Genomic DNA, 16,857 nt, shown 5'->3' on the forward strand with positions numbered 1-16,857 from the left:
TTCCCACCGGCGGCTTGATACAATACTCCTGACTGTTCCGGAAGCCGCGCACAGGCGAGGAGAGCTGGCAAAATTACTGTTGCGGTATTGCAACAAGTCAGAACTTTACGGCGCAACAACAGCAGTCGCGACGTTGGGGACTCGCTATACAATGGAATTCGCGCAAGGATTGGTGCGGGGGCGAGCAGTCCCCAAAGGGCGGCCAGGGATGGGAACTACCGAGACGTCTCGGCAGGTTGGGGAGATGGCGGCGCGCGGCGAGGATTTCCGCGTGCGCGTGGCCTATGGTCGCTCGCGTTTTGCAAGGCATCTCTGGAAGACGACGGCGCTTTCGACGCTGGCGGTGGCGCTGTCAGGCGTGGCCGCCTATGGCGACGACGCCCTCTGGCAGCCGCAGATACGCGCCATCATCGGCGCCGACAACAATGGCGGCAACGCCGCGCTCGAAGGCTTCATCCCGATCAAGCAGACGGCCGAATCGGTGCTGTTCCTGGATGTCAGGGCCAAGCACGATTTCAAGGACGCGTTCGGCCAGGATGTCGGCCTGGGCATTCGCCGCATCGTCAATCCGGACCTGATGCTCGGCGGCTACGCCTATCTCAACGTCGAGAACTACAACTCCAACCAGTTCACGTCAGCCACGCTCGGCGCCGAGGCCATCACCCCGCATTTCGACGCGCATGTGAACGTCTTCGTGCCGATCAAGGGCGACACGACGGACCATTCGGTCTCCTCGACCCTGTCGATGGTCTCGAACCAGTTGATCGAGCAGATTTCGGTGCTCGACCATCGCGACTACGCGGCCTGGGGCATCGAGGGCGAGATCGGCGCGCGGGTGCCGCTCAACCTTCCCGACAAGCATTCACTGCGGCTCGACATAGGCGGTTACCACTTCGAGGATCCGCATGGCGACGACAGCGGCGTAACCGGGGTCAAGGCCGGCATCGAATATGAGATCGGCGATGTCTTCGGCACCGGAACGGCGCTGACCTTCACCGGCGAGGTGCGCAACGACAATCGCGACGACACCCAGTTCGCCGGCAGCGTGCGGCTGAGCATCCCGTTCAATCCCGGCCAAGGCGGCGCGGACAGCGGGCCGGAGCCGGTCTATCCGGTCAGCGAAGGCCTGCGCAAGCGCGTCAACGAGCGGGTGCGCGGCGACATCGGCGTCAGGATCCAGAGCCATGAGCTGCCCGGCGGCTCGACGACGCGCGTCGCCATCAACGCCGCCACCAATGCCGCCTTCGGCAAGTTCTACTACGCCGATGGCGGCCTGGCCGGCGCCGGCACGCTGGCCGATCCGACGACGCTGGACGACGCAGTGACCAAGGCCGGCACCGGGGGTTTCGTGGTGGCGCTGGGCGGCAACGGCAACATCACCACCACCGGCACGACGCTCGCACACGGCCAGGCCGTCATCGGCGGCGGCCAAAGCGTCACCGCGAGGCTATTCGGCGGCGGCACCGGCACCTTCAATCTGGGCGGCAGTAACGGCACCATCCAGGGCACCAGCGTGGCCAACAACGTGATCACGCTCGGCAACGGCGACACGCTGAACGGCATCACCATCACCGGCGGCGCCGACGGCATCTTCGGCAACAACATCACCGGCGCCACGCTGACCAATGTCACGGTGACAGGCGCCGGCGGCAACGGCGCCGCCTTCACCGGCAACTCGACCGGCATCACCGGTTCCAATTTCACCGCCACCGGCAACGGCCTTGACGGCCTGCACATCGAAGGCGACGGCACCTACAATTTCGCCGGCACGACGCTGCTCCAGGGCAATAGCGACGACGGGCTGGATGCCACCGGCCATGGCACCTATACATTCGCGACGCTTAGCGCGAAGGACAATGCCGACCGCGGCATAACCGTTCAGGGCACCTCGACATCAGGCAGCTTCGCCACCACCGGCGGCACCGTGTCGGGCAATGGCGGCGTCGGCGTCTTCATCGATCCGATCACGGCGCATGTGGTGCTGGATTCGATCGACCAGACCGGCGGTCCGTCGGGCGTCGTGCTCGATCACGTGGCGGGCAGCTTCGCCGTCACCGGCGCCACGACCATTTCGGACACCACCGGACCGGCGATCGCCATTTCCAACTCACCGGCGGCGATCCGCTTCGGCGATATCGACATCAGCGCTCCCGCCGGCGACGGCATCTCGTTTACCGGCGTCAACGCGGCGGTGGTGGCAGGCGACATCGTCATCTCGGGCCTCGGCGTCGGCACTGGCCTCGACTTCTCCGGCAGCCATACGAACTTCACCGCCCAGTCGCTCAACATCGCCGGCACGGGTGCGGCCGGCTCGATCGGCATCGACCTCGCCTCGCCGACCTCGGGCGGGGCATCGATCGTCATCACCGATGGCGGTGCGATCACAGGCGTCGGCACCGGCGTGCGCTTCGGCATTTCCGGCTCGCTGCTGAACTCGGCCAATGCCGAATTCTCCTTCGGCGGCGGTTCCATTGCCGGCAGCACCGCCTCGCTCGACGCGCGCGGCCTTAACCAGACGCTCGGCCACTACGCCTTCGGTTCGACCACCTTCAGCGGCCCGCAACTGTTCGACCAGCAGAATGTCATCTTCGTCGGCGCGGCCGCGACCGGCTCGGGCACCGGCTCCTCGCTGCTCGACCTTGCCTCGATTGCCGACGCCGATGCCAACCCCGACGGCACCGCGATCTTTGTGCTGGTCAATCGCGGCACCATCGACGACACCGACGGGTTCTCGCTGAGCGCCGGACAGACGCTGGCTTCCTTCGGCAACGGCCGCACATTCTCGCTCGGCGGCATCCCGGTTAACGTAACGGGCGACAACATCGCGCACACCAGCGCCATCTCGGACGGCGCGGGCGCGGCGACGCTCACCAGTTCGGCCGGCGCGGACACCGTCACGCTGGCCAACAACAGCGCGCTGCTCGACTTCAACGTCTCGAACGCCAATCCGGGCGGCGGCAACGGCATCCACGGCAACAACGTCACCGGCGTGACGATAAGCGGCGTCAATGTCAGCGGAGCCGGCCTGGACGGGCTGCTGTTCGAAGGCGCCATGAACGTCGCGGCCAACAATGTGACCTCGACGAGCAACGCCAGCGAGGGCCTGCATATCGACGGCGACGGCAGTTATGCCTTCACCGGCACGACGACACTGTCGAACAATGCCGGCAATGGCCTGTTCGTCGGCGGCGACGGAACATATGCATTCCAGACGCTGAACGCCTCCGACAATTCCGGCTTCGGCGTCAACGTCCTCTCCACCACCGGCACGTTCAGCACCACCGACGGCACGATCTCCGGCAATGGCGCGGCCGGCGTCGCCTTGCTCGGCGCCAATCTCGACGTCACGCTGGCCAGCCTGACGCAGGACGGTGGCCTGTTCGGCGCGACGTTGGCAGGCGTATCGGGAAATTTCACCGTTTCCGGCGCAACGACGATCAGCAACACCGTCGTCGGCGGCCTCGGGATCTTCGACAGCACCGCCGATTTCACGTTCGGAGCCGTCGATATTTCGGACATCACCGCCCCCGGCGGCATCGGCATCGACGTCCAGAATTCCGGCGGCGCGGTCACCTTCGGCGGGCCGGTCATGCTGACCCATATCGGCAGCGAGGGCATCCTCGCCACCGACAACACCGGCACGCTCACCTTCAGTGGCCCGGTGAGCATGACCGGCCCCGGCGAGGGCGTCTGGCTGGAAAACAACACCGGCGCCGTTTCGTTCGGCGGCGCCGTCACCATCGACCAGCCGCTCGGAAGCGGCATCGACGTCGTCGGCAGCAACGGCGTCATCAGCTTCGACGACATCGACATCACCGGCCTGTGCAATTGCTCCACCGCGCTCGACCTCTCGGGCAGCACGTCGACCTTCACCGCCGCCACGCTCGACATCAGCGGCAGTTCCGGCGGCTCCTCGATCGGCGTCGACCTGTCCGGCACCAATGGCGGCTCGGTGACCATCGGCAGCGGCGTCATCACCGGTGTCGACACCGGCGTCCAGATGGGCACCAACGGCCTGGCCGGAACCACCGCCAGCACGGCGTTCTCGTTCGGTGCGGCCGGCGGCGCATCGATCACCGGCGTCATCGCCTCGCTCGACATGCGCGGCCTGCTGCCCGGCAGCGGCACCTATGCCTTCAACGGCACGCATCTGGTTGGACCGCAGCTGTTCGATGCAGCCAACGTCGTCTTCGTCGGTTCGAGCAGCACCGGAACGGGCGACGGCTCAAGCGTCGCCAACCTGATCGATGCCGCCGCGGCCGACGATCTGACCACCAATGCCAACACGACCTTCGTGCTGGTCAAGACCGCGGCCGTGCAGACCACCGACACCGATGCCAACGGCTTCACGCTGGCCAGCGGCCAGTCGCTGGTCTCCTTCGCCAACGGCGCCACCATCAGCCTGGGCGGGCCGCCGGCCAATGTCACCGGCACGGCGGTCGTCACCGGCGCGACACAGGCCGATCCGTTCGGCTTCGGTGGCGCGACGCTGAACAACGGCGGCGGCAACACCATCGACCTCGCCAGCGGCAACACCGTCTCCAACCTCAGCGTCAACAGCTCGTTCCTGGCGATCGACGGCACGGCGTCGATCAACGGCCTCACCAGCACTGGCGTGACGATCGTGGGCGGGACCATCGGGCTTTACCTCGGCAGCGCGTCGGGCGCGATCACTGTCAACGATCTGACCATCCAGGGGTCGGTGCCGACCGGCGTCGTGCTGGCCAACACATCCGCGACGGTCGACTTCACCGGCACCACGACGATCGCCGGCGGCAGCAATATCGCGCTGCTGGTCAATAATTTCGGCGGCACCGCCAATTTCGCCGATCTCGACATATCAGGCGGCAGCGGCCTCGGCATCGTGATCCTCAACGGCTCAAGCGGAAGCCTGACCTTCGGGGCGGCCAGCTCCATCGCCAATACCGGCGCCAGCGCGATCGTTATCGGCAGTTCGTCGGCCGACGTCACCTATGACGGCACGATTAGCCAGAGTAGCGCGGCAAAAGCCGTCAGGATCGACGGCACCACCGGCGGCCTGATCACATTCGGCGGCGCCATCACTTCGACCGGCACCGGCGGCCTCTTCGATATCGGGGAGATAACCGCTCCCACCGACACCGCGATCCGCTTCACGGGTCCGCTCACGGCGACCGGCGGCGGCGGCGCGTCGATCACCAGCCTTGGCGCCGACTCGACATTCGAGGTCAGCGGCACGCTGTCGATCACCGGCACGACCGGCGCCGCGCTGTCCATCTCGAATGCGGCCGGCAGCGCCACCTTCGGCACGACCAATGTGACGCTGGGCGCGACCAGCACTACCGGCATCGATTTCTCCGGCACCAACAACGACGTCAGCTTCGGCACGACCACCGTCAGCGGCCTCGGCGCGGGCGCCAGCCAGACCGCCATCGACTTCTCCGGCTCGGCCACGACCGCCGATTTCGGGCTGACGACGATCACCGGAAACGACGCCGCGAGCTCGCGCGGCATCGACCTGACCTCGACCACGGGCAACCGCACCATCACCTTCCTGACCGGATCGTCGATCTCAGGCGCCGGCATCGGCGTCGATCTGTCGTCCGGCCAGACGGCGGCGACCAGCGCCAACGCCAGCTTCACCTTCGGCGACGGCGAATTCGCCGACGCCAACGGCCGCAATTCGACGATCACCGCGGCGGCGGGCAATTTCACCGTCAACACCGTCGGTCTCGCCGCGCTCGGCAATTATGATTTCGATGACGTGCTCTTCACCGGCAGCGCGAATCTGGCCAGCGCCGTCGGCGGGGTGTTCATGGTGTCGCAAAATGGCGGCGTCATCGCCGCCGGCTCATTTGGGCTCAGTACGTCAGTCAATACCATCTCGGTTGCCGATGCCGATCTGAAGACCGGCACCCAGACCTTCGCCTTCGTCGGCACGGTCGACCTCAGCGGCACGCCGTTCACGCTCGATTCCGGCCAATCGATCACCGGCTTCGGCAACGGCAACGCCATCACCACGACCGGCACCATCCAGCCGGTGAACGTGCAGGGCAATCTCGGCGCCACCGGCGGCGACGTCACCGGCGACGAGGGCGTAGTCAAGAGCACGGGCAGCGATACCCTGCATCTGCTCGGCAGCAACCAAGTGCGCAACATCGCCTTCGACTTCACCGGCGGCAGCGGCTCGGTCTTCACCATCGACCAGAGCGCGGGCAGCTTCAACAATGCCGGCGGCATCGTCATCGAAGGCGTCACGGTCGGCAATGTCGGCGCCGGCCAGACGGCGTTCAAGGTCGCCGGCCTCGACAGCAATTTGTCGATCACCAACAACAACGTCAACGTCGCCGGCACGCTGCTCGACGTCGACGGCGGCGCCGGCAACATCACCGTGACGCGCGGCATCTTGCCCAACAGCGGGCCGGCCGGCACGCTGACCGGCGGCGGCATCTCGATCGCCAATCACGGCGGCGGTCTGATCAATTTCACCGACAAGGTGACTGTTGGCGGCAACGGCGTCTCGCTCACCAACAACGCCGGCACCGTCAACTTCACGGATGTGGACATTTCCACGAACGGCGCGACGGCGTTCAGCGCCAGCGGCGTCGGCACGGTCAATGTCCTGACGGGTACGGTCAATGCCACCAACGCGCAGGCGGTGGCCCTCGACGGCATCGCCGGCAATATCGATTTCGCCTCGACCAGCGCGTCGTTCGGTTCCGGCAGCGGCATCGACCTGCAGAACCTCAGCGGCACGTTCAATTTCGGCACCGGCACGCTGACCAACACCGGTTTGGGCACGGCCTTCAATGTCGGCTCGGGCACCAATGCGAGCGGCGGCAACGCGAACATATCCTACGCGGGCGCCATCGTCAGCAACGGCACCGGCGCGGCGGTCTCGATCCAGGAACTGACCGGCGGTTCTGTGACGCTGTCGGGCAACCTGACCGATGGCCTTGCGGGCGCCGGCGGCAATATCGTCGTTGCCGGCATCGACAACGGCACGGCGGCGACCGTGACCTTCTCGGGCGCGACCAAGCAGATCAGCTCGGGCGCGACGGACGGCGTCAGCCTGATCGGCAACCCGAACGCCACGATCGGCTTCGGCAATGGCGGCCTTGACATAACGACGACGGCAGGAGCGGGTTTTGGCGCGGGCTCCGGCGGCACGATCAGCATCTCCGGCACCGGCAACACCATCACGACAACGACTGGAACCGCGCTCGATCTCGACGGCGCATCGGTCGGCGCGGGCGGCGTTATTTTCGATTCCGTTTCGGTCAATGGCGCGGCGACCGGCGTTTCGCTCAACAATATAGTCGGCGGCGCCATCGATCTCGGCGCGGTCGACCTGCAGAACATCACCTCGCGCGGTGTCGACATATCCGGCACGCTCGGCTCGACCTTGGGCTTCGACAGCCTGAACATCGGGCTCAATGCAGCCAATGCGGTCGGCTTCGACCTCAACGGCGCTGCGCTCGGCACGAGCAACATCAAGGCCGGCAATTTCGACGTCGACGGCGGCAGCTTCGCCGGCACTATCGGCATCGACATGGCCGGCACGACCGGCACCGGCACGATCCAGCTCGGCGACACTGCCAACAACAATCCGGCGGGCCAGACCTCGAAAATCGAAAATGTCGGCTATGGCGTCCAGTTCTCCAGCGCCACCAACGCCAGGCTGGTGTTCGGCGACGGCGCTGGCCTGGCCGAATCGACGATCGCGACCACCGGCGGCCAGGCCATCCATGCCATCGACATCCTGCCGACCAATGGCGACTACAATTTCAACGACGTCACCTTCACCGGCGACACGTCGAATCTGTCCGCTTACAAGGTCTACTACGTCACCACCGACGCCACCGGCGGCGGCGACGGCAGCTTCGTCAATCCAGGCACCTATGCCAACGCCCAGGCGTCCACGGCCAATGTCATCGTGCTGATCGACAAGAACGGCACCGGTAGCCAGGAAACGATCGACCTGAGCGGCACGTCGTTCCAGCTCGATGACGGGCAGGTGTTGCTCGCCTTCGGGCAAAACGATACGGCCATCGATGTCTCGCAGCTCGGTGTCGACACCAGCAGCGGCGCGTCGGCGGCATTCCACTTCACCACGGTGCAGAATTCGCCGATCATCGCCGCACCGGCCGGCATCGACACGCTGCGGCCGATCCTGCAGAGCAACACTGCCGGGTCGGTGATCACCCTGGCGACCAGTGGTACCAGCCCGATCACCGGCGGCATCGAGAATCTCATCATCCGCAACACCGGCACCGGCGCCGGTGTTGCCGTCGATGCGTCGGCCGCGTCGAGTTTCTTCCTCCGCAACAATGACATATCAGCCGGCGGCAGGGCGCTCGACTTCTCCACGACCGGTGCGGCGGCCAACACGCTGCTGCTTTCGATCGACGGCAATACGCTGCGATCGACGGGATCTGCGCTGGCCGCGTCCTTCGCCGGCCAGAACATCAGCGCGACGGACAATTCGATCGCCATCCGCTCCTTCGCCGGCAACACGGTGCTCGGCGGCACCGGCGGCGGCATTGCCTTCGACAATGTCACGTTCGACTCCACTGGCGCCGGCGGCACGGTCAGCGCCGGCACGCTCGACGTCGGCACATCAGGCGCGCGCGTCCAGGGCAACGGCCTTGCCTTCACCAGCACCAGCGGCACGCTCGATCTCGGCACGTTCACCACGTTCAATGATGGCGGCACTGGCGTCCTCGTCGACACCAAGGGCCCCCCGGCCACAACCTTTGCGCTGAACAGCAGCGGCGGCACCGTCGACACCATCAACGGCGTGGCGTTCAATCTCGATCCGCTGACCGTCAGCATGATCGTAAACAGCGTCAACGCCAGCGGCGGCGCCAGCGGCATCATCTTCGACGGCGTCGCCGGCACGTTCACGGTCACGGGCGCGACCACCGTCACCGGCACGACGGGCTTCGGCATCAATGCCACCAGCACCAATACAGGCACCTTCAGTTTCAACGAGGTGACGGTGAACAACACCGCCTCGACGGGCGGCGGCATCGGCTGGGAGAGCGGCACGCTCAACGTCGGCGGGCTCGCCGACATCGATACGACCAGCGGGGCCGGCCTGTTCCAGGGCGGCGGCACCACCAGCTTCAATGGCGGGCTGACAATCGACACCACCACCGGCGCCGGCATTACCGGCCCCGGCGGGACGATCAACATCATCGCCACCGCCGGCAGCGAAACGGTGAATTCCACCAGCTACAAGGCGATCGATCTCACCAATGCCGCCCTCGACGTCGCGCTCGACTCGACGTCGTCCGGCGGCGGCGGTGTCGTCCTGACCAATGTCACCGGCACCGCCGGCCTCGGCACCGGCACGCTGAGCGGCGGCGGTGGCACGGCATTCAGCGTCGGCGGCGGCACCGTAACCACCACCTATGGCGGCAACATCACCCAGGCGGGCAACGCCGCCCTGGTGTCGGTTTCAGCAGGCCATACGGGCACGCTGACCTTCTCGGGCACGCTGTCGGCGAACAACGGCACCGGCCTGCAGTTCGACAATGCCGACGGCACCTACAATTTCAACGGCACGACGACGTTGAATGGCGGCGACGCCGGCATCGATATCGTCAACAATTCGGGCGGCACGTTCAACTTCGGCGCCGGCACTTCGATCACCAACCCGAACAGCACGGCCTTCAACGTCGACGCAAGCGCGGCGAACATCACCTATAGCGGCAACATCACCCAGGCCGGCAATGCCGCGCTGGTCGCCATCGCCGGCCACACCGCGGGAACGATCACCTTCCAGACGGGCACGCTGTCGGCAACCGACGGCCCCGGCCTGCAGTTCGACAATGCCGACGGCATCTACAATTTCAACGGCACCACGACGCTCAATGGCGGCAATGCCAGCGTCGACATCCTCAACGATTCCGGCGGCACGTTCGGCTTCGGCGTCGGCACCTCGATCACCAGCCCGAACGGAACCGCGTTCAGCGTCGATGGCGGTAACGCGACCGTTACCTATGCCGGCACGATCACACAAGGTACCGGCGGCCAGCGCCTGATCGTCGTCGCCGACACCACCGGCGGCGCGGTGAACTTCACCACCGCCCTGGCGAATGGGCTCAACGACACCAGCGGCACCGGCATCGTGGTCGACGGTGTCGCCGGCAACGTCACCGTGAACAACGCCAGCCTGACCGGGACGACCGGCATCACCATCCTTGGCGATGTGGCGAACAACGCGACCGGTACCTATACGTTCAACAACGTCGCTATCGACACGGTTGCCGGCGCGCTGACGAACCATGCGTTCGCCGTCGACGGCGACCAGGGCACGTTTACCAACGACGACGTGAGCGCCACGATCAATCTCAACAATGTCGACATCACCAACCCTGGCGGCAACGTCGCCAACATTCGCGGCATGGCTGGTGGCTCGGTCAATTTCGACAACGCCAGCTCCATCACCCGAAACGATGGCGGACTGGGCATCGTCGCGCTCAGCAATTCCGGCGGCACGATCAATTTCGGCGGCGCGTCGAAAACGCTCTCGACCGGCGCCAACGCCGCGGTGTTACTGACCAGCAACCCCGGTGCGACCATCAACTTCAACAATGGTGGCCTGGCGATCACCACGACGAGCGGCATCGGCTTCGGCGCCACGGGCGGTGGCACGGTGAGCATCACCGGCTCCGGCAACACGATTTCGACCGGCAGCGGCGCGGCGGTCGACATGGACGCCGTCGCTATCGGCGCCGGCGGCATGACCTTCGCTTCCACGAACACGAGCGCCGGCGGCGGCAGCGCCGTGATCCTCGACGCTGTTACCGGCGGACCGGTCAACCTCGGCGGTGGCGCGCTGGTCGGCGGCGGCAGTGCCACAATCCGCATCGGCGACGGTGCCGGCAGCGCCAACACCGGCGGCACGGTGGCTTTCACCTATGCCGGCACCATCACCAGCGGAACCGGCCAGGCGGTCAATATCCAGGATCGCGCCGCCGGCGCCGGCAACATCACGCTGTCGGGCAACATCAGCCACAATGTGGCCGGCCAGACCGGCGTCCTCCTCGACGACAACGCCGCCGGTACCATCACTTTCTCCGGTGCCTCCAAGTCGATCACGTCGGGCAGTTCGGCCGGTGTCAACCTGACCGACAACACCGGCGCGACGATCAACTTCACCAATGGCGGGCTGGTCATCAACACCACCAGCGGCACCGGCTTCGGCGCCACGGGCGGCGGCACGGTGACGGTGACAACCGGCGCCAATCCGAACACGATCACATCCGGTACCGGCACCGCGCTCAACGTCGCCAACACGACGATCGGCGCGAGCGGTCTCACATTCCGGAGCATTTCGGCTAACGGCGCCGCCAACGGCATCGTGCTCAACAACACCGGTGCCAGCGGCGGGTTGACGGTGACGGGCGACGGCGGCGGTGCGAACAATGGCTCGGGCGGCACCATCCAGAGCTCGACAGGCGACGGCGTAAGCCTGACGTCAACCCAGGACGCCCGTCTCGCCTACATGAACCTCACCAATAATCTGGGCGACGGCATCGGCGGTTCGGGCATCAACGGCTTCGTGCTGAACCGGCTCAATATTTCGGGCAACGGCAACGACGCGGCGACCGACGAGTCCGGCATCAATATAACGCAGTTGACCGGAACCGCCTCGAACGACGCACATGCGACTTCGATCAGCAACTCAGTGATCAGCAACAACAACGAGTTCGAAATTCAAATCTCGAACTCTTCCGGCACGCTGACGAACCTCCAGCTTGTCAACAACACCATTTCCAGCAATGGTTTGCCAATCAATGGCAACGCCAGTTCGCCCCATGGCAACCTCGTCAACTTCCTCGGCTTGGGAACATCGACGATGGGGCTGACGGTCGCTGGCGGCAGCTTCACCGGAAATTGGAACGGGGATATCGCCAATCCTCCTCCGACAACCACCGGCACAGGCGTCTTTGCCAACTCCGGCGGCACCGGCATGACCGTGAACGTGTCGGGAGCAATGTTCACCAACAACAATGCGGGCGTCGATGTGTCCACCGATCCGGCAGCGACATCGCTCACCTTCGACATCGAAAACAACACGTTCATCGGAACGCGTTCAACGGCCATCAATCATTTCGACAATGGCAACGGGCCTTTCAACAGGACGGTGAACGGAACGATCAAGAACAACATTATCGGCAATAATGCGGTCACCAATTCAGGTTCGTCCGTCGGCAATGGCATCAGCATCCAGAATGAAGGTGCCATCAACGGCAAGTATCTGATCGACGGTAATCAGATCTATCAGATCGCGACTGCCAACGGCATCAGCGTCAATGTCGGGCTAGCCGGTCTGGCTACGGGTGGCGGTGAAACTGACGTCACCATCACCAACAATACGTTCGACCATATCAATGGCAGCCGCGCGATCACCATCCAGGACAACCAGCAAGCGGGTTTCGGACCTTTCCCCACCATCTGGGCCAATATCCAGGGCAACTCTTTTGCGAACGTAGCCGGGCAAGCCGGAAATGGCCAATTCATGCGCATAAAGCAAACCGCCGGCACGGTGAGGGTGACGCAGGATGCCGCAACAGCGTCCAATGTTGGAACTGAACTTGACAACGCCAACGGCTCAACCGACCCGACAAAGTTCAGCATCTCCGGAACGGTGACATTCTCGGGGGGGCCTGCGCCGTTGCCGACGACCAATCCGTTGCCTTGACCAAGACGAATTGGTCCAGCGAAATTCGATCACGGCAGAGCAAGTTATAAACTGGCTTGCAAAGTAGTTAAATCGGTTGTTCAATAAGAACTGACAAGCATTCCGTGATTAACAGAAATCTTAACTACTGACGAGCTCATGTCGCAGATATTTTCTAGCGATCGTGGATTTCTTACGCTCGAAGCAATGCGCGGGTGGGGCGGTGATGGCGGAACCATTTCTTTCTGAAATCAGAATCATGTCTTTTGTTTTCGCGCCCAAGGGCTGGGCACTGTGCGACGGGCAGCTTCTGCCCATCAACCAGAACCAGGCGCTGTTCTCACTGCTGGGCACCACGTTCGGCGGCGACGGACGCGTCAACTTTGCGTTGCCCGATTGTCGCGGACGCATTCCAATCCATGTCGGCAGCGGTCACGCGCTTGGCGAACGTGGCGGCGAGCAGGCCCATACGCTTTCCATAGCGGAACTGCCGACGCATGTGCATGTCGCGAACGCGTCCAGCACGCAGGGCAACTCGACCAATCCGAATTTCGGCGGCGTCGGCTATGTCCTCGCGAAGGATCCAGGGAATGTTTACGGCCCGCCCGGCAACCTGGCCGCGTTGAACGCCGGGAGCGTATCTGGCATTGGCGACAGCCAAGCGCATCTCAACATGCAGCCCTTTTTGACGCTCAGTTTCTGCATCGCCTTGCAAGGCATTTTCCCGTCGCCGAACTGAGGAAACGCGATAATGGCACAACCCTATATTGGCGAGATCCGTATGTTTGCCGGCAATTTCGCGCCGGCCGGCTGGATGTTCTGCGAGGGACAGCTTTTGCCTATCTCCGAGAACGAGACCCTGTTCCAGTTGATCGGCACCACCTATGGCGGCGATGGCGAGAGCACCTTCGCAATGCCGGATTTGCGCGGTCGTCTTCCGCTCCACCAAGGCAACGGCTTTGTCCTTGCCGAGACCGGCGGCACCGAAGAGACCGTGCTGACCATCTCGCAGATACCGACGCATTCCCACGCGTTTCTGGGAAACACGGGCAACGGATCGCAAGCTTCGCCGCAGAACAACGTTCTCGCAAGCTCGACGTTGGTCAAGCTTTATGCGCTGGAAACGGCTGACGCCAACATGGCAACGTCAGCCATTTCCTCGATAGGCGGCAGCCAGCCGCATACCAATTTTCAGCCCTATCTGTGCGTGAACTTCATCATCTCCCTGTTCGGGATTTTTCCGTCGCCGACTTGAAGAAGGATACTGTCATGGCCGATCCGTTCGTCGCCGAGATCCGCATCTTTCCGTTCAATTTCGCGCCCAAGGGCTGGGCGTGGTGCGATGGCCAGCTGTTGCCGCTGTCGCAGAACACGGCACTGTTCTCGCTGCTCGGCACCACTTATGGCGGCAATGGCACGTCGAACTTTGCGTTGCCCGATCTGCAGGGCCGCTCGCCCATGCACCCAGGACAGGGGCCTGGACTTTCCCTGCATTATCTCGGCGAGGCTGGCGGCTCGGAAACCGTGACATTGCTGGAATCCGAAATTCCGATGCATAATCATGCGATGAGGGGGACTGTTGAAGATGGAACGCAAGGCACACTGACCTCCGGCATTACTCTGGCAACGTCCATTGGCGGTGCGGTTTTTCAATCGACCACAAACGCCAACCTTGTGCCCATGAACAGTAACGCCTTGACGCCCGCCGGCAGTGATCAGCCGCATAACAATCTCCAGCCTTATCTCACCTGCTATTTCTGCATCGCGCTGCAAGGCGTTTTCCCGCCGAGAGGCTGAACTCCGAGCCAACAGGGCAATACCGATCATGGCTACCGAAGACGCTCATCTACCATCCCAGGCGGTGCCCCATGGCCACATGCCCGCCGGCGCGACGTTTTTCGAATTGTCGCGGCTGATGGTCGTCGGCATCGATTCGGCCAAGGGACAATTGATCCAGAAGGCACAGACATCGCCGAACGGACCATGGCCGTCGGCCTGGTCTGTCATCGCGCCCGGCGCCTGGGTGATCATGACCGCGGGTCTCACCAAGGATGGTCGCGTCGCCGTGGTCGCGCAGCCTTCGGGCACCACCAGCCTGTCCTTCATCACCGAGGACGCCAACCAGATCGGCCCGATCGACAAGTGGACCGCGCCGGTCGGCATCGGCGCGCCGCCCGGCGCCTTCAGCTACCAGAAGCTTTCCATGGCGCGCGATGCCGATGGCCGCATCGAGATCTTCCTCACCGACAATCTGGGCCGCGTCTGGTGGATCTACCAGAACCCGGATGTGATCGTGCAGGTGCAGAAGACCATCACGCCGCCCGGCACGACGACACCGATCGTCGTCACCGTCGACGAGCTCAGGCCGCCTGCCCAGCCGTGGAGCGCCTGGATTCAGCTGACCGGCCAGCTTGTGGCGATCACCGCGCTGCGCCAGGCAGACGGCCGCATAGCGCTGTTCGGCATCAACTCCGCCCTCCATCTCTATCGCTGCCAGCAGGCCAAGGCCCAGGCGCTGACGGTCGCCGACTGGACGCCATGGGTGCAGATCGACGCCGGCTACCCCTTCACGGAAATGGCACCTATCATCGGTCCGCTGGGCGGCACCAATCTGTTTGCCATGACGCAGCAGGGCCAGGTCCTGCACACCAAGCAATTGCCGGCCGGCTCCGACACCTGGACGGCCTGGGCGACGCCCGGCTACAGCAGGGTTCCCAAATATACGCTCTGCGCCGGCATCCAGGGCGACGGCGACATCATGCTGGTCGCCTCCGACCAGCAGCATGCTCACTCCTTCAACGCCCAATACGACGCCGCCACCCAGAACTGGTCGGGATGGCGCGATTTCAACGCCTCCGGCGCCAACACCCGCCTGTCGCTCGACTACAATGCCGATGGCCGTCTTGCCTTGTTCTCGATGATGATCCAGAACGACGGCACGAATGGTCTGTGGACCATCAATCAGATGGCCATGGACAGTTCGGAATGGGAGTGGACCTGGACGGCGCTGGCCACCAGCAACCTCAAGCAGATTGCCGTGGTGCGCGACCTGACGCCGCCGGTGTGACGTCAGGCAGCATGACAGAAGCGAAACAGGCGCAGCGGCTCCCGACCTGGCCGCGGTCGCGGCAGGCCGGCCTCGCTTTCCGCGCCGCCGCGGAGGCCGACATGCCGTTCCTGGCGCGGCTCTACTCTTCGACGCGCATGGAAGAGCTCGCCGTGACGGACTGGAGCGAGGCGCAGAAGGCCGCCTTCCTCGACATGCAGTTCCAGGCGCAGCACGCGCATTACCGCAAGCATTATCCCGAGGCCGACTGGCTGGTGGTGGAGCGGGCCGGACAGCCCATAGGCCGCCTCTACATCGAGCGCTGGCCGAGCCAGCACCGCATCATCGACATCGCCTTGCTGCCGGCCCATCGCCGCAAGGGCCACGGCGCCGCACTGCTGCGCGACCTCATCGACGAGGCATGGTCATCGGGCAAATCGGCCTCGATCCATGTCGAGAAGAACAATCCGGCCAGGCGGCTCTATCTCGAGCTCGGCTTCGCAGCGGTCGAGGACAAGGGTGTCTACGATCTCATGGCATGCGCGCCGCCGCGGGGTGGCGCAGACAGTGGGTGAACGGGGACGCCATCCGCTTCGTCATTCCCGGGCCGAGAATCCTGTTCCGGTCGTCGCACAATTCGGCGGTGCTTGTTCGGTATCGATCCTTCGCGCCAGCGTCTCACAAATCGCACCGCTGCTGCGCTCACGCCTGCTTCCAAACTCTAATTGAACACCGCCTCATACAGCCGCCCCGTAGCGTCGGCGGCCACGGGCACGATGAAGATATCGTGGGTCGCGCCACTGCCGGCGAAGCGGTAAGTCGCCTGCGGCAGCGCGGTTTCGCGCGGACCCTTGAACAGCAGCGAGAAACCGCCCCCCGGGCGCGGGCTGGAGGCGATGCGGTTGACCGCGCTCAATTCGAGCGCGATCTGCCTGCCGCCGGCCTCGACGGTGAATGCCTGTCCGACCGCCTGTTCGAAATCCGATGCCGACGCCATGCCACCCCGCCTCAAAGCGCTTGCTGAGCGGGCGGCCAAGGGCAGACCCGCTCCGGTTCCTCATATCCTCGCAATTTCCGGACGCAAGACCGCTACGGCTCCCGGATTTTGCCATGCGAGGCCACTGTCGCCGCTTCGCGG

At 64.4% G+C, this 16,857-nt stretch carries 7 protein-coding genes; 6 read left to right on the forward strand and 1 reads right to left on the reverse strand.

Going from position 1 to position 16,857, the window contains the following annotated elements:
• The first annotated feature begins 244 nt into the window (after nt 1-244).
• From FJ940_RS02055 to FJ940_RS02080, 6 genes are all read left to right on the forward strand, one after another.
• Nucleotides 245-12,694, forward strand: coding sequence for a hypothetical protein (locus tag FJ940_RS02055; protein ID WP_246670967.1), 12,450 nt, complete (start codon nt 245-247; stop codon nt 12,692-12,694).
• Between the two features lie 205 nt (nt 12,695-12,899).
• Complete coding sequence (locus FJ940_RS02060) at nt 12,900-13,412, forward strand: tail fiber protein (RefSeq protein WP_140655037.1); 513 nt, start codon at nt 12,900-12,902, stop codon at nt 13,410-13,412.
• 12 nt (nt 13,413-13,424) lie between these two features.
• Nucleotides 13,425-13,928 (forward strand): tail fiber protein, encoded by a 504-nt coding sequence (locus FJ940_RS02065; protein ID WP_140655040.1) that lies wholly within the window; start codon nt 13,425-13,427, stop codon nt 13,926-13,928.
• A 14-nt stretch (nt 13,929-13,942) separates the two neighbouring features.
• A complete protein-coding gene (locus FJ940_RS02070; protein ID WP_140655043.1) occupies nt 13,943-14,470 on the forward strand; it encodes a tail fiber protein in 528 nt (175 codons plus the stop codon).
• Nucleotides 14,471-14,498: 28 nt separating this feature from the next.
• Nucleotides 14,499-15,740 (forward strand): hypothetical protein, encoded by a 1,242-nt coding sequence (locus FJ940_RS02075; RefSeq protein ID WP_181171732.1) that lies wholly within the window; start codon nt 14,499-14,501, stop codon nt 15,738-15,740.
• A gap of 11 nt (nt 15,741-15,751) precedes the next feature.
• The gene (locus FJ940_RS02080; RefSeq protein WP_181168545.1) at nt 15,752-16,294 is read left to right on the forward strand and encodes a GNAT family N-acetyltransferase; all 543 of its coding nucleotides are present in this window, start codon (nt 15,752-15,754) and stop codon (nt 16,292-16,294) included.
• Nucleotides 16,295-16,440: 146 nt separating this feature from the next.
• Here FJ940_RS02080 and FJ940_RS02085 read toward each other — a convergent pair whose 3' ends face one another.
• The gene (locus FJ940_RS02085) at nt 16,441-16,716 is read right to left on the reverse strand and encodes a hypothetical protein (RefSeq protein WP_140492044.1); all 276 of its coding nucleotides are present in this window, start codon (nt 16,714-16,716) and stop codon (nt 16,441-16,443) included.
• Nucleotides 16,717-16,857: the final 141 nt, after the last annotated feature.

The sequence above is a fragment of the Mesorhizobium sp. B2-3-7 genome (genome assembly GCF_006442695.1).
Classification (GTDB): domain Bacteria; phylum Pseudomonadota; class Alphaproteobacteria; order Rhizobiales; family Rhizobiaceae; genus Mesorhizobium.

What these genes read in the sequence shown, in the direction of transcription:
- FJ940_RS02055 (WP_246670967.1), top strand. Translation starts at nt 245, where the DNA reads ATGGCGGCGCGCGGCGAGGATTTCCGCGTGCGCGTGGCCTATGGTCGC.
- FJ940_RS02060 (WP_140655037.1), top strand. Translation starts at nt 12,900, where the DNA reads ATGGCGGAACCATTTCTTTCTGAAATCAGAATCATGTCTTTTGTTTTC.
- FJ940_RS02065 (WP_140655040.1), top strand. Translation starts at nt 13,425, where the DNA reads ATGGCACAACCCTATATTGGCGAGATCCGTATGTTTGCCGGCAATTTC.
- FJ940_RS02070 (WP_140655043.1), top strand. Translation starts at nt 13,943, where the DNA reads ATGGCCGATCCGTTCGTCGCCGAGATCCGCATCTTTCCGTTCAATTTC.
- FJ940_RS02075 (WP_181171732.1), top strand. Translation starts at nt 14,499, where the DNA reads ATGGCTACCGAAGACGCTCATCTACCATCCCAGGCGGTGCCCCATGGC.
- FJ940_RS02080 (WP_181168545.1), top strand. Translation starts at nt 15,752, where the DNA reads ATGACAGAAGCGAAACAGGCGCAGCGGCTCCCGACCTGGCCGCGGTCG.
- FJ940_RS02085 (WP_140492044.1), bottom strand. Translation starts at nt 16,716, where the DNA reads ATGGCGTCGGCATCGGATTTCGAACAGGCGGTCGGACAGGCATTCACC.